15 protein-coding genes are annotated in these 20,691 nt (G+C 76.3%); 5 read left to right on the top strand and 10 right to left on the bottom strand.

What is annotated here, in order from left to right; genetic code table 11:
* Nucleotides 1-74: 74 nt before the first annotated feature.
* The 4 genes from COUCH_RS28245 to COUCH_RS28230 all read left to right on the top strand — a co-directional run bounded on the left by COUCH_RS28245 (nt 75) and on the right by COUCH_RS28230 (nt 4,462).
* Entirely contained in the window at nt 75-449 is a 375-nt protein-coding gene (locus COUCH_RS28245; protein WP_249608254.1) for a response regulator transcription factor, read from the top strand.
* Complete coding sequence (locus tag COUCH_RS28240; protein WP_249608253.1) at nt 449-1,552, top strand: HEAT repeat domain-containing protein; 1,104 nt, start codon at nt 449-451, stop codon at nt 1,550-1,552. Before COUCH_RS28245 ends, COUCH_RS28240 begins: the two co-directional genes overlap by 1 nt.
* A complete protein-coding gene (locus COUCH_RS28235) occupies nt 1,549-3,012 on the top strand; it encodes a glycosyltransferase family 2 protein (protein WP_249608252.1) in 1,464 nt (487 codons plus the stop codon). The genes COUCH_RS28240 and COUCH_RS28235 overlap by 4 nt, the downstream gene beginning before the upstream one ends.
* 286 nt (nt 3,013-3,298) lie before the next feature.
* Nucleotides 3,299-4,462 carry a PP2C family protein-serine/threonine phosphatase gene (locus COUCH_RS28230; protein ID WP_249608251.1) on the top strand — a complete coding sequence of 388 codons (1,164 nt, stop codon included), beginning with the start codon at nt 3,299-3,301 and terminating at the stop codon, nt 4,460-4,462.
* Between the two features lie 66 nt (nt 4,463-4,528).
* Here COUCH_RS28230 and COUCH_RS28225 read toward each other — a convergent pair whose 3' ends face one another.
* A complete protein-coding gene (locus COUCH_RS28225) occupies nt 4,529-5,569 on the bottom strand; it encodes a hypothetical protein (protein ID WP_249608250.1) in 1,041 nt (346 codons plus the stop codon).
* A gap of 159 nt (nt 5,570-5,728) precedes the next feature.
* On the opposite strand from COUCH_RS28225, the gene COUCH_RS28220 reads away from it, so the two are divergent.
* Nucleotides 5,729-6,934, top strand: coding sequence for a DUF1996 domain-containing protein (locus COUCH_RS28220; protein WP_249608249.1), 1,206 nt, complete (start codon nt 5,729-5,731; stop codon nt 6,932-6,934).
* On the opposite strand, the gene COUCH_RS28215 is transcribed toward COUCH_RS28220, so the two are convergent.
* The 9 genes from COUCH_RS28215 to COUCH_RS28175 form a co-directional block, all read right to left on the bottom strand.
* Nucleotides 6,913-7,614, bottom strand: a complete 702-nt coding sequence (locus tag COUCH_RS28215) for an ABC transporter ATP-binding protein (RefSeq protein ID WP_249608248.1) — start codon at nt 7,612-7,614, stop codon at nt 6,913-6,915. The genes COUCH_RS28220 and COUCH_RS28215 overlap by 22 nt on opposite strands.
* On the bottom strand, nt 7,614-8,558 hold the full coding sequence (locus tag COUCH_RS28210) for an ABC transporter ATP-binding protein (RefSeq protein WP_249608247.1): 945 nt from the start codon (nt 8,556-8,558) through the stop codon (nt 7,614-7,616). The genes COUCH_RS28215 and COUCH_RS28210 overlap by 1 nt, the downstream gene beginning before the upstream one ends.
* Nucleotides 8,555-11,236: an ABC transporter permease gene (locus COUCH_RS28205; RefSeq protein WP_249608246.1), complete on the bottom strand. Its 2,682-nt coding sequence runs from the start codon at nt 11,234-11,236 to the stop codon at nt 8,555-8,557. Before COUCH_RS28205 ends, COUCH_RS28210 begins: the two co-directional genes overlap by 4 nt.
* A complete protein-coding gene (locus tag COUCH_RS28200; RefSeq protein ID WP_249608245.1) occupies nt 11,233-14,319 on the bottom strand; it encodes an ABC transporter permease in 3,087 nt (1,028 codons plus the stop codon). The genes COUCH_RS28205 and COUCH_RS28200 overlap by 4 nt, the downstream gene beginning before the upstream one ends.
* A gap of 47 nt (nt 14,320-14,366) precedes the next feature.
* Nucleotides 14,367-15,059: a phosphatase PAP2 family protein gene (locus tag COUCH_RS28195; protein ID WP_249608244.1), complete on the bottom strand. Its 693-nt coding sequence runs from the start codon at nt 15,057-15,059 to the stop codon at nt 14,367-14,369.
* 47 nt (nt 15,060-15,106) lie between these two features.
* Nucleotides 15,107-15,799, bottom strand: coding sequence for a phosphatase PAP2 family protein (locus COUCH_RS28190; RefSeq protein WP_249608243.1), 693 nt, complete (start codon nt 15,797-15,799; stop codon nt 15,107-15,109).
* 42 nt (nt 15,800-15,841) lie between these two features.
* On the bottom strand, nt 15,842-18,085 hold the full coding sequence (locus COUCH_RS28185; RefSeq protein WP_249608242.1) for a DUF3488 and transglutaminase-like domain-containing protein: 2,244 nt from the start codon (nt 18,083-18,085) through the stop codon (nt 15,842-15,844).
* Nucleotides 18,079-19,206, bottom strand: coding sequence for a DUF58 domain-containing protein (locus tag COUCH_RS28180; protein ID WP_430641003.1), 1,128 nt, complete (start codon nt 19,204-19,206; stop codon nt 18,079-18,081). The genes COUCH_RS28185 and COUCH_RS28180 overlap by 7 nt, the downstream gene beginning before the upstream one ends.
* 491 nt (nt 19,207-19,697) lie before the next feature.
* The gene (locus COUCH_RS28175; RefSeq protein WP_249608241.1) at nt 19,698-20,684 is read right to left on the bottom strand and encodes an AAA family ATPase; all 987 of its coding nucleotides are present in this window, start codon (nt 20,682-20,684) and stop codon (nt 19,698-19,700) included.
* Nucleotides 20,685-20,691: the final 7 nt, after the last annotated feature.

Raw genomic sequence — 20,691 nt, 5'->3', positions numbered from 1 at the left:
GTTCGGTCCGACCGGAGCGCGCAAAACGGATATGTTGGGCAGGTCAGCGATCGGCTCGGCAACCGGGGGGACGGGTGAGCACGATCCTGCTCGTCGAGGACGATCCGGACATCCGGCACCTGGTGGCGTACAAGCTCGTCAAGGGCGGCCTGACCGTGATCGGGGTCGCCGACGGCGTCGCTGCCCTCCGGGAGGCCCGCGCGCACCCGCCGGACCTGGTGCTGCTCGACGTGCGGATGCCGCGGATGTCCGGCATCGAGGTCTGCCGCGAGCTGCGCGCCGGCCCGCTGACGGCGGACGTACCGATCATCCTGCTCACCGCGCGGGCGCGCCCGCAGGACCTGGAACAGGGGTACGCGGCCGGCGCGACCGACTACGTGGTGAAGCCGTTCAGCCCGCGCGAGCTGCTCGAACGCGTCGAGGCCGCGCTGGCCCGGGTGGCCGGCTGATGCTCTGGCTGTTCACGGTCGTCATCGCCGTCCTGGCCGGGATCGTGGCGGTGACCGCGCTGGCCATCGTCGTCGTCCGGCTCAGCCGCCGGCGCCGGCAGCGCACCCTGGCCCGGCTCGCCGCCCAGCCGCGCCGGGCGCTGCTCGCCTTCGTGGCCGAGAACGGCGAGGAGGGCGGTGACGAGCTGGTCGCCGTTCCCGACGACGCCTGGCGGGCCGCCGAGCCGCACGCGCTGGCGCTGCTGGGCAAGCTGCGCGGGGAGGCGCACCTCGGGCTCGTCTCGGTGTTCCTGCGCCGCGGCGCCGCGCGTACCGCCCTCGGCCAGCTGCGCTCGCGCAGCCGGGTCCGCCGGGCGCGGGCCGCGCAGGTCCTCGGCGACCTGGAGCTGCGCCGGGCAGTGCCGGAGCTGTGCCGGCTGCTCACCGACCGGCACGCCGAGGTACGGGTCGTCGCCGTCCGCGCGCTCGGGCGCATCGGCGACCCCTCGGCGGCCTGGCGGATCATCGCGGCGCTGGACCGTCCCGACCCCGTACCGTCGCTGCTGGCCACCCACACGCTGGTGCAGCTCGGCCCGGAGGCGGAGGTGACGTTGTCCGCCGCCCTGGACCACCCGCAGGCCCGGGTCCGCGCGGTCTGCCTGGACGCGCTCGGGCTGCTCGGCGCCGCCGGCTCGGTCAAGCGCATCGCCCGGGTGCTGAGCGACGACACGTACCTCGACGTCCGGGTGTCCGCCGCGACCACGCTCGGCAAGCTCGGCACCCGCTCCGCCCTGGAGCCGCTGAGCCAGGCGTTGCGCGGGTCGCGGCCCACCCCGTTGCGCGCCGCCGCCGCCCGGGCGCTGGGGGACCTCGGTGCGCCTGCGGCCGTACCCGCGCTGGTGGGAGCGCTCGGCGACGACGCGTACCAGGTCGCGCACGAGGCGGCGCACGCGCTGCGCCGCCTGGGCCCGGCCGGCGTCGAGGCCCTGCGCGAGGTCGTCGAGAGGGAGCAGGCCGAGCGCTCGGGGGCACACACCCGGTTCTCCGGCGCCGCCGCCCACGCCCAGGAGGCCTTGGCGCTCGCCGAGGTGCTGCAGGGCGAGCGGGCAGGGGCCGCCGCGTGAGCGAGGAGATCGTCCGCGAGATCCTGCGCGGAACCGACCTCGCGATCTTCGGGTACTTCGTCGCGCTCAACAGCAGCTACCTGCTGCTCATGGTGATGGCGGGGCTGGAGTTCGGCCGGCACCTGCGGCGGGTGCCGTTCGCCGGTGCCGACGACATGTTCCGCAGCCCGCTCACCCTGCCGGTGTCGGTGATCGTGCCGGCGTACAACGAGGGCGCGAGCATCGTGGCCGCGGTGCAGGCGATGACCGCGCTGCGATATCCGCGCTACGAGGTCGTGGTCGTGGACGACGGCTCCTCCGACGACACGTTCGAGCAGCTGCGGGCCCACTTCGACCTGGTCGAGGTGCCGCGGGTGGTGCCGGCGGAGGTGCCGTACCGGTCGCAGGTGCTCTCGGTGCACGTGGCCCGCGCCAACCCGCAGACGCTGACCGTGGTGCGCAAGACCAACGGCGGCAAGGCCGACGCCCTCAACGTCGGCATCAACCTGGCCCGGCACCCGCTGGTCTGCATGGTCGACGCCGACTCGGTGCTCGACCCGGACGCGCTGCTGTCGGTCGCCAAGCCCTTCGGTGACGACCCGCTGCGCGTTGCGGCGTGCGGCGGCGTGGTCCGGATCGCCAACGGCTGCCGGGTGGTCGGCGGGCGGGTGGTCGACGTCCGCATGCCCCGGCAATGGCTGGTACGCGTCCAGGTCGTCGAGTACCTGCGCGCCTTCCTCATGGGCCGTACGGGCTGGTCCCGGCTCGGCGGCCTGGTGGTGATCTCGGGCGCCTTCGGCGTGTTCCGCCGTGACCTGGTCGTCGCCGTCGGCGGGATGGACCCGGACACGATCGGCGAGGATGCCGAGCTGGTCGTCCGCCTGCACAACCACCTGCGGGCGACCCGGCGGCACGACTACCGCGTGATCTTCGTCGCCGAGCCGGTCAGCTGGAGCGAGGCGCCCGCGACGCTGCGCGTGCTGGGCCGGCAGCGCCGCCGCTGGCACCGGGGCATCGCGGAGATCCTCCGCAAGCACCGCCGGATGATCCTCAACCCGCGGTACGGGCGCATCGGCCTGCTCGCCCTGCCGTACTACGTGCTCTTCGAGCTCCTGGCGCCGTTCGTGGAGCTGGCGGCGGTCGTGCTGCTCCCGCTCGGGCTGTGGATCGACGCGGTGGACGTCGGCTTCTTCTGGCGCTTCGTGCTGGTCGCGTACGGCTACGGCCTGCTCGTCAGCCTGGTCTCGCTGTTCATCGAGGAGGTGTCGTTCCACCGTTATCCCCGGTGGAGCGACATGGCCCGCGGGGTGGCGGCGGCGGTTTTGGAGAACTTCGGCTACCGGCAGGTGCTGGCGGTGTGGCAGATCGCCGGGGTGCTCGGGGCGGTCCGCGGCCGCCGGGCGGTGTGGGGCGCGATGCAGCGGCAGGGCTTCGGCGGGGACGTCGACTCACCCGAGATGGTCGGCGCCGGCCGCGGCTGACCGGGGCGGGGCGTCCGCCGGCCCCGTCCGCGGATGACGCGGCCCCCGGATGGCCGGGCGGCAGGCTTCGCGGGATCACCTACCAGCTCACGGCCCAGTGCCACGACCGGCGCGGCGGTGCCTGCGCCGGCACCCGGCGACCGTCCGCCGGGCAGCCACCCCGCGGCGGGTGCCACCGTCGGCGGGGTAGCGTCCAGGGCAGCCCGGCGGCCACCGAGCAGATCGACCGGCCTGACTCGATGGCTCGGTGATTGAGCGCACGGGCGCGGGGGGAAGGGAACAAGGCATGGCCGACCCCATGGAAGCGGTGCGACGTCTGCTCGATCTGCGCCACCGCAGTCGGCCGGAGGATCTGCCGCCCATCCTGGACGCGGTGGCGCCGTTGCTGGGCGCCGCCCGGATCACCGCGCTCATGGTGGACTACGAGCAGATCTCGCTGTGGCCGCTGCACGGGACCGCATCGGACAGCGCGCCGCGCAAGGTCGACGACACGCTGGCCGGGCAGGCCTTCAGCACGGCACGCACGGCGTACGCGGAGCCCTGCCTGTGGGTGCCGTTGCTGCACGGGGCGGAACGTCTCGGCGTGCTCGAGGTCTGGCTCGACGCCGCTCCGGACGAGCCCCTGCGCCGCGACCTCGAGGCGATCGCGGCCCTGGTCGCGGAGCTCATCGCCAGCCGGCGCTTCTACGGCGACGCGGTCGAGCTGACCCGCCGCCGCCAGCCCATGCAGCTCGCCGCCGAGATCATCTGGAACCAGCTGCCGCCGCTGACGTTCGCCGCCAACGGCACGCTCGTCACCGCGGTCCTCGAGCCGTGCTACGACGTCGGCGGCGACGCCTTCGACTATGCGGCCAACGGCGACCTCGTGCACGTCGCGCTCTTCGACACCGTGGGGCACGGCATCGGGGCGAGCGCGCTGACCACGCTGACGCTCAACACGTACCGCAACGCGCGCCGCTGCGGGCTCGGGCTCGCCGACACGTACCGGTCGATCGACAAGTGGATCCGCGCGCAGTACCCGGGCGCGTTCGTCACGGCGGTCCTGGCCGAACTGGACACGGCGACCGGCACGTACCGGCGGATCGCGGCCGGGCACCCCGCCGAGCTGCACCTGCGCGGCGACCAGGAGATGCCCGCGCTGCCCACCCCGACGGCGCTGCCGCTGGGCCTCGGGCACATGCTGCCCCGGCCGCCCGGCGTCACCGAGATGACGCTGCAGCGCGGCGACGCACTCGTGTTCTACACCGACGGCATCACCGAGGCGCGCTCGGCGGACGGGGAGCTCTTCGGGCTCGACCGGCTGAGCGCCTTCGTCCGCCAGGAGATGCACCGGGAGATCCCGGCGCCCGAGCTGATGCGCCACCTGATCCACACCATCGTCTCGTACGAGAACGGCGAGCTGCGCGACGACGCCACGGCGGCGCTCGTGCAGTGGCGATCGGCGGGCTGACCGCCGCGCGCGGCCGTCGCCGGCCATGGTGAAGCGGCGTGTGTCGCCGGCCGTCGAGAACCTGTCCTAGCAGCGCCAGACGACGGGGACCGTGCCGCCCTGCGCCGATGCCGCGTTGCCGGCGACGCTGCGGCCGTCCCGGCTGATCGCCTCGGCGGTGTCCCGGGAGCCGGCGGCGTCGCCGAGCCGCCGCAGCGTCGTGGTCTGCTGGGCGCCGACCAGCAGGGCACGGCCACCCCCGCCCGCGGCGGTCATCCGGCCGTCGGCGCTGACCGTGCCGCCGGCGAGGCCGTACTCCGGGAACGCCTGCGCCTGGCCGGTACGGAGGTTCCAGCGCACCGGCACGCCGTCGTCACCGCGCGTGGTGGCCATACCCGCGACCCAGTCACCGGTGACCGACTGGGCGATCGCGCCCGTCGCCGTCTCGCCGCCGACCACCGGCAGGGGCAGTTCCCGCGGTTTCCCGGCGGCCGGCCACACGTACGGGCGGAGCAGCCCGGAACCGAGCACGCCCACGATCGTGTGCCCGTCGGCGCTGATGCCGTACGCCTTCCCCTCGGACGGGGCGCCGGCGGGCACCGGGAGCGGCGACGGGGTGCCGGCCGAGGGACGCCAGAGCACCGGGCGCTTGCCGTCGGTGCCCACCACCACGCCGCTGTCGGAGACGGCCAGCGCCTCGCTCACCTCGGTGCCGGGCAGCAGGGCCACGTCGCCGTCCCGGTACACCCAGGACCGGAGGGCGATCGGACCGGCGGCCGAGTGGATCTCCGTGGTGCCGACCACGACGCCGTTCCCGTTGACGCCGCGCGGCACCTGGCCCTCGCCCGGCAGCTCGGCCCGGCGCGGCTCGCCGCCGTGCCAGACCAGCAGATCGAGGCGGGACGTGCCGGCCTCCCGCAGGGTCCGGCCGACGACGAAGCGCCCGGCCGGATCCATCCCGGACACGAGGCTGTACGGGTCACCCGACGGCAGCGCCAGGCGTTCGACCGTGCAGTCCCCGGCCGGTTGCATCCGGTGCACGGCGAGGCCACCGAGGGCCGCGAGCACCACGGCACCCGCGGCCGCGATCCCGATCGTCCTCGTCCGCCGGCGCCTCTGGTCCTTCACGCCCGACAAGCTATCCGGTCGACGCACGCCGCCCGGAGAACGTGGGTCGAGGAGGCCGCCGCTAACGCTTTCTCGCGGAATCCGACCTGAAGGACAGTCATTCTTTGCTGCGGTTTAAGCGGCTCCCGGCGCAGGCCGGGAGCCGCCTACCATTCCGCCGTGCCGACATTCAGCAAGCCCGCCGGGAACCCGCCGCCGCAGCGTCCCGGCCGTCACGCCCGGCGCGGGCGCGGCGTGGCCGTCGCCGCCGCCGGCGGGGCGGTCCTCCTGATCGCCACGGCGGCCGTGACGGTCGATCACGCGGGCGGCCGGCCGGTGGCCCTGCAGTCCCCGGCGCCGTCCGCGCCCTCGGCCGGGCCGGCGTCCTCGCAGCCCGCATCGGTCGCCGCCGCACGCTCGTCCACAGCTCCGTCCGCGTCCGCGGCCTCGCCGTCGGCCGCCGCTTCGGCGCCCGCCACCCGCCGGGCCACGGCAACCGGGTGGATCCCGGTCGACCGGGCAGCGTGGAACGCGCAGGTCGCCGCGTACGAGGCGACGAAGGCGGAACCCGCGGGCGGCGCCGGGAACCTGCCCGAGTTCCGCGCCGACTGCCGGTACAGCCACCGCAGGGCCGACGACCCCATCGTCGCCCCGGGGCTGCCGGGTGCCTCGCACATGCACTCGTTCGTCGGCAACAAGCGCGTCGACGCGTACACGAAAGCCGGTGATCTGATGAAGTTCACCGCCACCACCTGCAAGCCGGTCGTGGACCACTCCGCCTACTGGGTGCCCACCCTCTACGAGGCGGCCACGAAGAAGCCGGTCGAGACCACCGGCTTCCGGGTGTACTACCGGTCGATCCGGAAGAACTCGGACGGCATCATGCCGATGCCGAACGGCCTGCGCCTCATCGCCGGCGACGCCAAGAAGCGGCAACCCACCCCGCGCGGCGCGCAGGGCCAGTTCTACTGCGCCTTCTACGGGCCGGGAGACATCGACGGGTACGCCCGCAGCGACAACGGCAACTGGCCGATCTGCGGCAAGCCGGCCGGCCTGCACTTCATGCTGCAGTTCCCCGACTGCTGGGACGGCAGGAACCTGGACAGCCCCAACCACAGGGACCACGTGGCGTTCGGGACCGACCAGGGCTGCCCGGCCGGCCACCCCGTACGGATCCCCGCGCTGACCTTCGACATCGCGTACGGGGCGACGGGCACGAAGGCCGGCTACTACCTCTCGTCCGACCCGGCGGGGCGCAGCGCCTCGTCGATGCACGGCGACGCGTTCGTGATGTGGAACGTTCCGGCGATGAACCAGCGCGTCCGGAACTGCATCGCGCAGCGCCGTACGTGCAACAACGACGGCTACGACCCGTTCTCCTCCTGACCCTCGTCCACCAGCGCGCCGTCGCGCAGGGTGAGCACCCGGTCGGCGCGGTCCATCAGGCCCGGGTCGTGGGTGGCGACCAGCGCCGTCGTCCCGCGCGCGTCCACCACCGCGCGGAGCAGGTCCATGATGGAGCGGCCGGTGTCGGAATCGAGCTGACCGGTCGGCTCGTCGGCGATCAGCACCTGCGGATCGTTCGCGAGCGCCCGCGCCACCGCCACGCGCTGCTGCTGGCCGCCGGACATCTCGTACGGCCGCTGCGCCGTGTGCGCGCCCAGCCCGACCAGCTCCAGCAGCACCGCGACCCGCTGCTCACGCTCGGCGGCCGGGCGGCGCGCGAGCCGCAGCGGCACGCCGACGTTCTCGGCCGCGGACAGGATCGGGATCAGCCCGAACGACTGGAAGATGAAGCCGATCGTGGACCGGCGCAGCTCCAGCAGGTCCCGCTCGGCGGCCGCGCCCACGTCGTGCCCGGCCACCTCGATCCGGCCGGTGGTCGGCCGGTCCAGCCCGCCGATCAGGTTCAGCAGGGTCGACTTGCCGGCGCCGGACCGGCCGCGGACGGCGACGAGCTCGCCGCGCCCCACCGTGAACGAGACCCCGCGCAGGGCGTGCACGACACCGTCGCCGGCCGGGAAGTCGCGCCCCACGCCGGTGACCCGGATGACCGTGCCGGACATCAGCGCTCCTCGCCGGGCCGTACGGCCACGTGATCGGGTTCCAGGGTCAGCCGTACCCGGTCACGCAGGGTCAGCGCCTCGACGAACGCGGCCGGCAACTGCAGGCGGCCGGCGCGGTCCAGCACCGCGTACTCCTCGCTGACCAGCTCCTCCGTGCCGTCGGTGCCGCGGCGCGCGGAGCGGCGTACCTCCGCGGCGGTCCGGCCGTCGCGGATGGCGACCGCCCGGCGCACCTCCCCGGCGACGGCGCGGTCGTGGGTCACCACCACCACGGTGACGCCCAGCTCGGCGTTCACCGTCCGCAGCGCGCCGAAGACCTCCGCCGCGGTCGCCTCGTCCAGCTCACCGGTCGGCTCGTCGGCGAACAGCACCTCGGGGTCGTTCGCCAGCGCCACGGCGACCGCGCAGCGCTGCTGTTCGCCGCCGCTGAGGCGCCCCGGCCGCCGGTCGGCGCGGTCGGCGAGCCCGACCAGCTCCAGCAGCTCCCCGGCCCGGGCGCGGGCCGCGCGGCGACTGCCCCGGGCCATCCGTACGGGCAGCTCGACGTTCTCCCGCGCGTCGAGGTACGGCAGCAGGTTGCGCGCGGTCTGCTGCCACACGAAGCCCACGGTGTGCCGCCGGTACGCGAGCCTGCTCTTCGCCGACATGGTCAGCAGGTCGTACCCGGCGACCCGGGCCACCCCGGCGGTGGGTACGTCGAGCCCGGACAGGATGTTGAGCACGGTGGACTTGCCGGAGCCGGACGCGCCGACGATCGCCACCAGCTCCCCGCGGTCCACCACGAGGTCGAGGCCCTGCAGGGCGACCACCTCGACACCGTCCGTCCGGTAGATCCGTACCAGGCCGTCGCAGACGATGTGCCCGGCCAGCCGGTCCGCGCCGCCCGCCCGCGCGGCCGCCCGTTGCGCCGCCCGGCGTTCCAGGCCGGCGAGGTCCTCGGTCATCGGTACTCCTCTCCGAGCCGCAGCGTCTCGCCCAGCCGCATCCGGCGGTTGGCGAGGCTCTCCACCAGCAGCGCCGCGCCGACGGCGAGCAGCACCGTGGCGAAAGCGCCGCCGGCGAGCACGGGGTCGACGCGTTCGCGGGTCGCCACCCCCGCGGTGAATCCGGACAGGCCCAGCGCCGGCCCGATGAGCCTTGGCAGCGCCACGCCGGCCACGCCGCCCGCGAGCAGCGCGACCGTGAGCAGCGGCAGCAGCTCGTACAGCAGCAGCCCGCGCCCGTGCGCCGCGGAGAGCCCCAGAGTGCGCAGCCGCGACAGCGTGACGCCCCGCCCCGGCGCGCCGGCGAGCACTGCGAAGGCCACGGCGAGCAGCGCCAGCAGGACCGCGCCCGCCGTACCCGCGGCGAAGGTGAAGCTGAGCACCCGGTTGACGCCGTTGTCCTCCAGGTCCGCCCGCCGGCCGTCCCAGGTCGTGACGGTCGTCGGCGGCAGCGCCCAGTCCGCCGGCGCCCGGCCGAGCCCGCCCGTCAGGTACGCGAGCTGCCCCGCGTCGCCGGCGCGGCGCAGCGCCGCGGGGTCCGCGCCGGCGCCCGCGACGACGAAGCGGTTGAACCACAGCGGCCGCCCGGCCGGTACGGGCAGCGCCCCGGCGGGCAGCACGACGAACCGCTGCGCACCCACGCCCAGCCCCGGCACCCCCGTGGCGACCGCGGCGACCCGGAACCGGTACTCCGTGCCCTGAACGTCCACCGTGCTGTCGTCGCCGATCTGCGACGCGAGGTCCGGCGAGACCAGCGCGGGCACCGGGGCGCCGCGGGGGACGGGCCGGGTCAGCGCGGACGGCAGCCGCAGGCCGTTGCGGCTGAGCCGCAGCACCCGGTCGACGGCCGGGACGTCGACGAGGAGTACCCGTACCTGTCCTCGCGCCGGATCCAGCGATGTGGTGTCCGACCACATCGGCGCCACCGCCCGCACGCCGGGCACGGCGGCCAGCGCGGGCCCGGTGCCCGCCCCGAAACCGCCGCCGGTGACCAGCACGTCGCCGGCCACGTCGAGGTCCGTCGCGCGGTCGCGGGCGTCGGCGATCGAGCCGGTCACCGTGCCGGTGAACACGCCGGTGGCGACCGCCACCACGAGCACCGCCAGCGGCGCGACGTGCACCGGCGAGCCGCGCCCCGCCCCGGCGAGGCCGAGGAACGGCACCGCGCCCCGGGCGCGCGCGGCCAGGTGCCCGGCCAGCCGCAGCGGCCACGGCAGCAGCCGCAGGACGACCAGCGCCGCCGCCACGGGGAGCAGCACCGGCACCACCACCAGGTACGGGTCCACGCCGTCGCCCGGCGCGAGGCCGCGGCGGCGTACCAGCAGCACGCCGAGCACCGCCAGCAGCACGACGAACCCCTCCGCGACCAGGCGCCGCGCCGACGGCCGGGACCGCGCGAGGTCCCGGCGCCGGCCGGTGAACGCCGGATGCCGCTGCGCCACCGTGGCCAGCACGGGCGCGGTCAGGGTGGCGACGACGGCCACCGCGAGCAGCGGCAGCCAGCCGTGCGCGGGCGCGCGTCCGGGGAGCTGGGCCGCGGCGAGCCGGCCGGCGAGCACCGCGGCGGGCACCACCAGCAGCGTCTCGGCCAGCAGCCGGCCACCGATCGTCGCGGCGGCGCCGCCGCGCGCCCGGATCAGGGCGAACTCGGCGCGGCGCCGGTCGGCGACCAGCCCCGCGGCGAGCGCCGTCAGGCCCAGCAGGGTCGCCAGGACGCCGGCCTGCACGACGGCCAGCAGCGCGGCCACGGCGTCCTGCTCACGCGTGTAGCGGCTCAGCACCGCCTCGAGGTCGCCGGCGAGGACGGTCAGCGCCGGCGCGTTGCGGCGCGCGGATGCCACGGCCGCGGCGAGCGCCGGCACGTCCCGGGCCGACAGGCGGTCCTCGTCCAGCCGGTACCGCCACTCGTGCACCACGTCGTCGGTGCGGTCGGCGGCCAGCCGGATGCCGGCCGGGTCGGTGAGCAGGCCGGCCTGCACGACGGTGCCGTCGCTCGGGTTCGGGCAGGAGGTCCGGGTGAGCGGCATGCCGGTCCACATCGCGGCCGCGGGATCGAGCTGCTCGAAGATGCCGACCACGCGGACGGGCACGGTGCCCTGCGAGCCGGTCAGCGTGAACGTGGAACCGACCCGCAGGCCGACGGCGGCGGCCGCCGGGCGCGCCACGGTCGCCTCGATCGTGCCGGCCGAGGCGGGTGCGCGGCCCTGCACCATCCGGGTCGCGCGGTCGGCGCCGGTCAGCGTCCGCACCGACAGGCTCGGCGGGCACTTGCCGGAGAACGGTGCCACGTCGCCGCCGGTGCTGACCCCGGCCGGTCCGAGCCGAGCGGTGTACCACTGCTCGCTGATCAGCCCCGGCAGCGGCGCGGGCAGCCGCTTCCGGTAGGCGTCCAGCCGGTCGGCGCCGTCGCGCACGACGTCGTCGTCGGGGCGTTGCGCGAAGCCCGCGGGCACGCTGCGGAAGGTCAGGTCGCGGACGGTGTCCGGCAACCGGGCGATGTCGGCGCGCAGCCCCGCGTCGGTGTAGCCGTTGGCGACCTTCGGCACACCGCTCACCAGCACGGTGGCGACCAGGGCGAGGAGGGCGAGCAGGGCCAGCTCGCCGGCGTACGCGCGGGCACGGCGCAGCACGGCGGTCACCGGTCCTGCCCCACGGTGAGCGGGCCGGAGGCGAGGCGGCGGTGCAGGCCGGCCCCGGCCAGGGCGGTCAGCGCGAGCGCGAGGACGACGAGCAGCGTCCCGGTGCCGGCGGCCCGGACCCACTCGACGTCCGCCAGCGGCACCGGCACCGGTCGCCCGGCGGCGGGCGTGAGCACCAGCAGCGGCGCCATCGCGATCGCGACGAGCACCCCGGCCAGCAGCCCGGCGAGCGCGCCGATCCCGGCGAGGAAGCCCTGCTCCACGAGCAGGGACCGGGTCAGCAGCCGGGGACTCGCGCCGAGGGCGTGCAGCACGGCCAGCTCGTCCGCCCGGCGCCGGGTCGTGGCCTGCACGTCGACCGCGGCGCCGACCGCGGCCAGCAGGACGGCGGCCAGGGCGGCACCGAACAGCGCGCCGCGGGCGCCGGCCCCGAACGGGTCGCGGCCGGCGGCGGCCAGCGCCCGCCGGTCGACGACCTCCACGCCGTCCAGCCGCGCCGCGGCGACCGCTGCGCCGGCGTGCTGCGCCGGCCGCGTGGCCAGCCACCACTCCTGGGGCGCCGGGACGACGCCGCGCCGGCTCAGCACCTGGCCGTTGAGCGACGGAAGGTCGGCGAGCAGCGCCGGCCCGCCGTCGGTACCGGGTACGGCGGCGATCGTGGCGACGACAGCGACGTCCACGCGTACGCCGCTGACGGTGAGGGTGGTGGACTCCCCGGTACGCAGACGCAGCCCGGCGAGCGCGCCGGGGGTGGCCGCCACGGGAACCGGCGTGGCGGTGGCCGGGACGACGGCGAAGTCGACTTGGCCCGACCGGGGCACGCGGTAGGCGGCCGTCAGGGCGTCCGGCCGGGGACGCGCCACCGGTCCCGTCGACGCCCGGTCCGCCGTCTGCCAGTCCCGTGCGGCCGGGGGCACGTCCAGCCCCTCGATCCGCCAGTCCATCGTGGACCCGGGCACCGCGGCGGGCGCCTCGACCAGGAAACCGGCCAGCGACCAGGCGCCCGGCGGCGGCGTCAGCGTGAACCGGCCGGCGGTGTCCGGCTCGACCGGTATCCGCGCCTGCAAGCCGGTGGGGCCGGCGATCACGGCCGTCGTGCGTACGCCCGCAGCCGCGGTGAGGACGCCCCGGCGCGGCACCGTGGCGTACGCCGGCGCGGGCCGGGCGGCGGCCAGCCGACGCCACAGCCCGCCCGGGTCACCGCCGGCGAGGTCGTCGCGCAGGTGCACCACCCGGGCCCCGGTCACCGCGTCCACGGCGACGAGCCGCGCCGCCGGTCCGCCCGTGGCGAGGGGAACGTCGGCGCGTACGCCGGGCAGCGCCGCGGTGACTCCCGGCAGCGCGGCGAGGACGGCGGGCCGGTCCGCGGGCGGGATGCCGGCCTCGACCACCCGCAGGTCGGCGCCGGTGCGCAGGTCGGCCTGGTCGGCGGCGGAGCGCCCGGACGTGGCGGCCAGGCACCACGAGACCGTACCGGCGGCGACCGCCAGCGCCACCAGGACCATCGGGCCCGCGTGCGAGCGGCGGCCGGCCTGCCAGGCGCCGAGCACGGCGGCGCTGTCGGCGGCCCGTTCCGCGAGGCGGGCGGCGAGGCGGGCCGCCGGGGGCAGCAGCCGCAGCGTGAGCACGGCCCCCGTGACCACGCCCAGCGTCGGGGCCGCGGCGATCAGCGGGTCGATGCCCAGGCCGCCCCCGGAGCCCGTGCCCGACAGCGGGGACGCGTACTGGCGCAGCTGCAGCCAGCTCAGCACGGCCAGCGCCAGCAGTACGAGGTCGAGGCCCGCGCGCAGCGCCACGGACCGGGTACGCGGCCGGGAACGGGCGGCCAGCTCGGCGGCGTACCCGCGATCGCGCCGCGCGGCCGGCCCCGCGACGGCCAGCGCGCACCCCGCCGCGGCCACCGCCGCCACCAGCCACGTCGAGGCGGTGAGCCGGGGACGCAGATCGAGCACCTCGGCCAGCGCCGGGATCCGGCCGGCCAGCGCGACCAGGCAGACCCCGAGCACCGGGGCGAGCACCGCCGCGGGCAGCACGACGAGCAGCGCCTCCCGCACCGCGAGCCCGGCCACCCGGCCACGCGACGCGCCGCGCGCCCGCAGCAGCGCCGTCTCGCCGCGCCGGTCCTCGGCGAGCAGGACGGCCATCAGCAGCAGCGCGTAGCCGGCCAGAACGATGATCAGCAGGGCCGGGGTGACCAGCGTGGACCGGCCGACCAGGTCGGCGCGGGTCAGCCGGGCGGCGAGGTCGGTGAGGCCGGTCTCGGCGGACCTCGACTGGTCCAGCCCGCGTGGCTCCGGCAGTCCCGTCCCGGCCGCTGCCGCAGCGGCGGCGACGCGGGTCAGCTCGTCGAGCGTGCTCGCCTCCAGCCGCGGGCTCACCAGCCACGCGGCGGACGCGGAGGTGGCGAAGTGCGCCGCGAAGTCGGCCGGTTCCACCGCGAGCGGCCCGTACGTCGCGGACTGCGGGCGCACCCCGGTCAGGGCCTCGGGCGCCAGCCGCCAGTACGGATCGCCGGCGCTGCCCGGCCGCCACACGCCGGCCACCACGACCTCGGTGATCCGCCCGGTGCGGCGGTCGGTCAGGCGGATCCGGTCCCCGGCCGTACGGCCCATGAGCCGCGCGGCCGGCTCGGCGAGCGTGATCTGCACGGGCGACGCGCCGGGGGAGGCCCAGCGGCCGGCGGCCAGCTCCGCGTGCGCGGGAAGGTCGTCGAGGCGCAGGACCGACGCGTACGCGACCCCGGACGAGTCCGGCCGCGCACCGCCGGCCGGATCCGCGAGCGCCCAGCCCGCGGCGTACTCGGCGCCGCTGACCGCCACGGGCACGCCGCCCAGCCCCGCACCGAACGTGCGGCGCAGCGTGGCGTCCCACTCGCTCTGCCGGGCGGGGTCGGAGCCCGCCGAGCCGCGCACCAGGATCGAGCGCTCGGCCGGGGCGGCGGCGGCCACGGCGGTGCGTACGCCGGCCTCGCTCACCGCCCGGCTGTACACGGTGAGCGCGGCGAGCAGCGTCGCCGCCGTCAGCGCCACGCCGGCCGCGGCCAGCAGGAGCGCCGACGCCCCCCGCGCGCGCCGCAGCAACATCCCCGGGATCCTGCCAGATCAAGGCGCCGGCAGGGGGGCGTGACGCGTCAGCCGTGAACGAGGCGGCGCGCGGGCGTGTGCTCCCGGGCCCAGCGCACGCTGCGGTCGAGGAACGCGCGGGCCATCACCCACACGCAGACCGCGCCGTTGAAGAACGACGCCAGCACGTCGGTCGGGTGGTGCATACCGCGGTACATCCGGGCCACGGCCACCGCGACCGGTACGAGCACGAGCAGCCAGCAGGCCGCCTTCAGGCCCGTACGGTGCACCAGCAGCGACAGCACCAGCGCCAGCCCGACGTAGAGGGCGACCGACGCGGAGGTGTGCCCCGACGGGAAGCTGGACGTCGGCGGCGAGCTGTCCAGGTGGCCGACGGACGGCCGGTGCCGGTCGATGACCAGCGTGGTGAAGAAGAAGACGAGCGCCTGGGCGGTAACCGCCGCGCACAGGAAGATCGGCTCCCGCCAGCGCTTGAGCGTCAGCCGCAGCACGATCGCGGCCAGCGCGGTCACCCCGATGATCACCGGGGTGCTGCCGACCATGCTGAAGAAGCCGGAGACGGCGTTGCCCTCGGCCGTACGGTCGCGTTCCAGCTCCCGGTTGATCGAGTCCTCCGCGGTCAGCGGCCACACGTGCAGCATGACCTTCGTGATCAGCAGGCCGAGCGCGACCATCACGCCGAACAACAGAGCGACGGGGAGCAGCACCCGCTTGAGCACCTGAACCGCGACATCCGACATGGCGCCGCTCTTACCCGAACGGTGCTCTCGTTACGCATCCCCGGGCGTCACCGGGTCTCGGCGGCGGGCGCGTCCGCCACCGCGGGCTCCACGCCCTGCTCCACGACGGAGTCCAGCCCGCGCCGGGTGAACGCCACCGCCGTCGCGGCGACCACCATGACCCCCAGCAGCCACCCGCCGACCACGTCGCTGGTCCAGTGCACGCCCAGCACGATCCGGGTCAGGCCGGTCAGGAAGGCGACGACCGCCGCGCCGGTCCACAGCACCCACCGGCGCCGCACCACGGGCAGCACCAGCACGAAGACCCCGGCGGCGAGCGCGGCGTTCAGCGCGTGCCCGGACGGGAACGAATACCCGGTCGCCCGTGCCACCGGGTCCAGCAGGTCCGGGCGGTGCCGGCCGACGAGCAGCTTCAGGACGGCCCCCAGCACGCCGCCGGTGACCATGGTGACGACCACCCACAGCGCCAGCCGCCGGGCCCGCCGCACCAGCAGCCACACCACCAGCCCGAGGGTGGCGGCCCGCAGCGGCGTGGGACCGAAGATGTTGGTCCACCACACCGCGGCGTCGCGCCAGCCCCGATGTGCCAGCGCCCACGAGTGCAGGGCGTCGGTGATCGCGGCGTCCCCGTCGTGCAGCGGGGCCCAGCCGCCGACGACGAGGACGGCCAGCAGCGCGAACGGTACGAGCACCGCAACGGCGAGCAGGGCGGCCGTGGTCAGGCGCAGGCCGAGTTTCATGGCCGGTGTTGTACCCAGGAACCGCCCCGGCTCACTTCCCGTTCACGTCCGGTGCCAGCGCAGCGGACCCGGATGCACGGCCCACCACACCCGCTTCCACCACGGCAGCCGGGAGCGCAACGCGTCGGCGTACGCGACAGCCTGGGTGCCGGCCCGCTGCGCCTGCTCGTCGTCCGCGGCACCGGGCGCGAACGCGACCGTGTTGACCGCCGTGACCAGGTCGTCCAGCGGTGGCAGGCCCGATCCGGCCGGGGGAACGGCCGGTCGCAGCGGCTCGGGTCCGCCGGCGGGCGCCGCCGCCCAGGCCGCCGCCTCGGTCGCCGCCAGATGCCCCGGCACCGGCCGCCCGGCCAGCCGCAGCGCATCCGTGAACTCGAACCACGCGCCCGTGATCCGCTCGGCCGGCGCGCCCGCGGTGAGCCGCCGCCGGCGCAGGGCCCGGCGCAGCATCGCGACGGCCGTCGCCGCGGCGACCACGGCCAGCAGCACCGACCCCGACGCGCCGGACACCACCACGGCCCGGGACACGCCGCCCGCCGCCGGAGCCGGGGGTTCGGCAAGCGCGGGCGGCGCCGAGGCGCTCGCGGTGTCCGTGGGTGGCGGCGGCTCGGACGTCGGCGGAGGCGTCGACGGTTTCGGGGTGAAGTCGTCCTCGACCGGGCGCGGCTTCTCGTCGCTCTTCGGCAGCGGGTCGAACGCCACCCACCCCAGGTCGTCGAAGAGCACCTCGGGCCAGGCCACCGCGTCGCCCGCGGTGACCGGGCCGCCGGCCTTCGGCGCGTCGAAACCGACCACGACCCGCGACGGCAGCCCGGTCAGGCGGGCGAGCAGCGCGAACGACGCCGCGAACTGCTCCGACGTGCCGCGCTGGCCGCCCTGGCCGCGCGGGCCGAAGAGAAAGAACGACAGGTTGGGGTACGCGTGCCCGCTCGGCGCGTCCGGAACCTGACGGTAGTGCTCGGACAGGAACTCCTCGATCGCCGCGGCGCGGTCGTACGCGGCCCCGTTGCCGTCGGCGAGCTGGTCGGCCAGACGCTGGATGGAGTCGGGCACCCCGGCGCCCACGGTGAGGTACCGCGCGACGGCGTCGCCGGACGGGGCATCGGCGGTGGGCAGCAGGTTGTAGTCGGGCTCCGGCGCCGCCGAGGTGACGGTGTAGCTCAGCCCCGGTGCCAGCTTCTCGGGCCGGATCACCGTGCCGCTGGCCGCGTCGTACGCGATCCGCGTGCCGTCGACGCCGGTCGGGGTGGGCACGACCGGCAGCAGGCGCCCGGTCAGCGCCCGTACGGTGATCCGCTGTGTGATCCGCTTGACCGGCACGTCCGGGGCGGCCGGCGGCGAGGGCAGCACCCGGCCCGCGTTGCGGTACGTCGCACCGACCCGCCACGTGATCCCGTCGTAGTCGGGCAGCACCGCGAGCCGCAGCCGCACCCGGCCGGTGCCCGGGGCGGACGGGCCCACCTCGAGCAGCTTCTGCTTCGGCGCGAGCGCCCAGCCCGAGATCCGGTTGAGCGGGCTCTCGTCGAGGCTGTCGACCTGCGGCGGCTGCACGTACCGTCGCGGGTCGACCGGGGTGGCGGAGACCCGGCCGCCGACCCACGGGCCGACCGCCGCGATCAGGCCGAGCAGCACCACCAGGCCGGTCGCCGCGCCGGCGAGCGCGCGGCCCCGCACGGCCGCGCGGGTCGTCGGGGGTATGCCGGCGAGCGACGGCCCGGCGGCGGGACGGGCGGTGACGGCGAGCGCCACCACGACCAGCGCGGCGAAGGCGAGGGTGGTCCGGCCGGCCGATCCCGCGTTGGGCCCGACGACGTAGAGCGCGCCGCCGTACAGGGCCGCGGCCGGCACGCAGCCGAGCAGCACCCGCCCGGCGCGCGCGGCGACCTCGTGACCCGCCAGCCCGGCCAGCCAGCCGGCGACCACCGGCACGACCACGGTGTCCGGGGTGGACTCGATCGGGATCATCGCCGTGAGCAGGCGCGGGATGCCGTTGGCGAGCGCGTCCCGGACGATCTCCGGCAGCGGGTCCGGCACCCCGGCACGATCCGCCGCCACCTTCAGCGCCAGCAGCGTGTACCCGGCGAGCAGCACGACGGACAGTGGTGCGACGGTCCACGACGGCAGCCGCCGGGCCGCGGCGCCCGCGCCGACCGACAGCACGGCAGCGCCGGTCACGAGCTGCAGGAGGAGGTCGTCGGCGTAGATCCGCCCGAGCACAACCCCGGACAGCGAGATCAACACCACCAGGATCACGGGTACGGCCGCAGCCCGCGCCCACCTCACCATCCCCGCACCCCGTCCCAGGCGCCGGCGAACTGCTCGCCGTCCTCGGCCTCGATCACGATGAGCGAGCCGCCCGCGGAGACCGGCGCCGCGTCCCGATCGCCGAACAACCCCGCGATCACCACCGGGTACGGCCCGCGCAGCCCGCCCACGTCGCCGAGGTCCACGCGGCCGCCGGGGCCGGTCAGGTACACCAGCGTGTCGCCGAGCCGGCTCTGCCGCAGGGTGCGCACGGTCTGCGTGAGGTCGCCGTCGCGCAGGGACGCCTCGGTCAGCACGTCGAGGAACGGCCCCTCGACCCGGCCCGACACCAGGTGCAGGACGACGGGCAGGTCCTCGCGTACGGCGGCGGCCACGATGGAGGCGGCGGCCTCACACGCGGCCTCGAACGACTCGGCCGTGCCGTCGCGCAGCGCCGGGTGCGCGGCCGCCCGGTCGTCGAGCAGCACCACGATCGTCGGCTCGCTGGTGTCCAGCTGCTCGCGCACCATCAGCTCGCCGACCTTCGCGGAACTGCGCCAGTGCACGCGCCGCAACTCGTCGCCGACCACGTACTCGCGCAGCGAGTCGAACGTGATCGTGCCGTGCGGCACCTTGTCGATGCGTCCGTCGAGGCTGCGCGCCATCCCCGCCGGAACGGCCCGCAACAGGTGGATCCGCGGGTGGACCCAGACGGTGGCGGTCCCGCCGTACGCCCGCGACAGCGTGAGCAGCCCCAGCGGATCGGTCCGCGTCACCCGCAACGGCCCGACGGCGACGATGCCGCGGCGGCTCGTCGGCACCGGATACTCCACCGTGGTGTCCCGCCCGGGCCGCAGCCGCAGCAACGGCACGGGCACGTCCGCGGCGCCGCACCGGTCGGTGGCCACGAGGTTGGCGGCGCGCAGCCGGCTGGTGTTGCGCACGGTCAGCGTCATGGCGGCCGGCTCGCCGCGGGCCACGCGGTCGGGGTCGGCGACCCGCTCCACGCCCAGCCGTGGCCGCCAGACAGCGAAGACCACCCCGCACACCAGGGCGAGCGCCGCCGCGGCGCCGAGCAGGGCGAGGTCCGGGTAGCCGTATTGGAACCCGAGGAGGGCGAGGACGACAGCGGCGGCAGCGACCCCCAGCCCGCGCGTGGTGATCCCGCGCAGCGTCAGCCTCGGCCTGCGCCGGCCCGTCGCCGGGCGGCCCCGGCCCCGGCCGCGTCCCCGGCGTCCGTTGTGGGCGGCCGTCACGCGTTCGGGATCCGTCTCGGGCGCCGCCGGCCGGGGAGCGTCCGCGGGGCCGCCGCCGCGCGGGCCCGCCGCCTCAGCGGGTGAACTCGCTCTGCCGGTGGTCGGGCGCGGCGCTCCGGTGGTCTTTCCCGTTGTGCCGGTGGTCGGGTGCGCCGTGCCCGTGGATGGGCGCGGGGTGCCGGTGGCCGGACGCGCGGCGTCGGTGGGTTGGCCCGGCGGTCCGGTGGTCGGGCGCGGTGTGTCCGTGGGTGGGCGCGGCGGTTCGGTGGCCGGGCGCGGCGCGCCGGTGGGTGGGCCGGCGGGGGGCGCGGGTGGGCGGGCGGCGTCCGGGCCGCCGGGGTCGGTCGGTGCGGGGGCCGGCTCTCGCGCCGCGGGGTCGGGGCCGGGCGGTGGGGTGGTCACGCTCCGGTGTGCTGGTTGGCCGGGAGCGGGACCGGGACCGAGCGGACCGCGTCGTCGAGGATCTCGGTTGCCGTGACGCCGCGCAGCTGGGCGTCGGGGGAGAGCAGGACCCGGTGGGCGAAGACCGGGCCGACCAGCGTCTTCAGGTCCTCGGGGAGGACGTAGCCGCGGCCGTTGATGAGCGCGTACGCCGACGCCGCCCGGGTCAGCGCGATGACGCCGCGGGGGCTGACGCCGACGCGGACCTGGGGGTGGTCGCGGGTGGCGGCGGCGAGGCGGACCGCGTACGTGTAGAGCGGGTCGGCGATGTGCACGCGCAGCGCCATCCGGACCATCTCGCCGACCGTGGCCGTGTCGGTGACCGGCTCGAGCGTGTCGGGGGAGCGCAGTGCCGCCCCGCGCAGCACCTCGACCTCGACGTCCTCGGCGGGGTAGCCGACCGACAGCTTCACGAGGAAGCGGTCGAGCTGGGCCTCGGGCAGCCGGTACGTGCCGTCCATCTCGACCGGGTTCTGGGTGGCCACCACGAGGAACGGCTGGGGCACCGGGTGCGGTACGCCGTCGACGGTGACCCGGCGCTCCTCCATGACCTCGAGCAGCGCCGACTGGGTCTTGGGCGAGGCGCGGTTGATCTCGTCGGCGATGACGATGTTGGCGAAGACCGGGCCCGGGTGGAACTCGAAGCCGCGGCTCGCCTGGTTGAAGATCGTCACGCCGGAGACGTCGGAGGGCAGCAGGTCGGGCGTGAACTGGATGCGGCGCCACTGTCCGCGTACGGCCGCGGCCAGCGCCCGGGCCAGGGTGGTCTTGCCGACGCCGGGCACGTCCTCCAGCAGCACGTGGCCCTGGGCGAAGAACGCGGTCAGCGCCAGCCGCACCACGTCGGGCTTGCCCAGCACGACCGTGCCGACGCGCTCGGCGAGCTGCGCGGCGATCGCGGCGAAGCCCTGGACGTGCTGGGGCGGTAGCGGTTCGGTGCTCACAGTGGTG

It is taken from the genome of Couchioplanes caeruleus, assembly GCF_023499255.1.
Taxonomy (GTDB): domain Bacteria; phylum Actinomycetota; class Actinomycetes; order Mycobacteriales; family Micromonosporaceae; genus Actinoplanes; species Actinoplanes caeruleus_A.
This window is presented reverse-complemented; position numbering and strand designations above follow the sequence as displayed.

Bases quoted from the DNA above. Each gene is read 5' to 3' on its own strand.
- COUCH_RS28240 (WP_249608253.1), top strand. From the start codon at position 449: ATGCTCTGGCTGTTCACGGTCGTCATCGCCGTCCTGGCCGGGATCGTG.
- COUCH_RS28230 (WP_249608251.1), top strand. From the start codon at position 3,299: ATGGCCGACCCCATGGAAGCGGTGCGACGTCTGCTCGATCTGCGCCAC.
- COUCH_RS28215 (WP_249608248.1), bottom strand. From the start codon at position 7,614: ATGTCCGGCACGGTCATCCGGGTCACCGGCGTGGGGCGCGACTTCCCG.
- COUCH_RS28210 (WP_249608247.1), bottom strand. From the start codon at position 8,558: ATGACCGAGGACCTCGCCGGCCTGGAACGCCGGGCGGCGCAACGGGCG.
- COUCH_RS28200 (WP_249608245.1), bottom strand. From the start codon at position 14,319: ATGTTGCTGCGGCGCGCGCGGGGGGCGTCGGCGCTCCTGCTGGCCGCG.
- COUCH_RS28195 (WP_249608244.1), bottom strand. From the start codon at position 15,059: ATGTCGGATGTCGCGGTTCAGGTGCTCAAGCGGGTGCTGCTCCCCGTC.
- COUCH_RS28190 (WP_249608243.1), bottom strand. From the start codon at position 15,799: ATGAAACTCGGCCTGCGCCTGACCACGGCCGCCCTGCTCGCCGTTGCG.
- COUCH_RS28185 (WP_249608242.1), bottom strand. From the start codon at position 18,085: ATGGTGAGGTGGGCGCGGGCTGCGGCCGTACCCGTGATCCTGGTGGTG.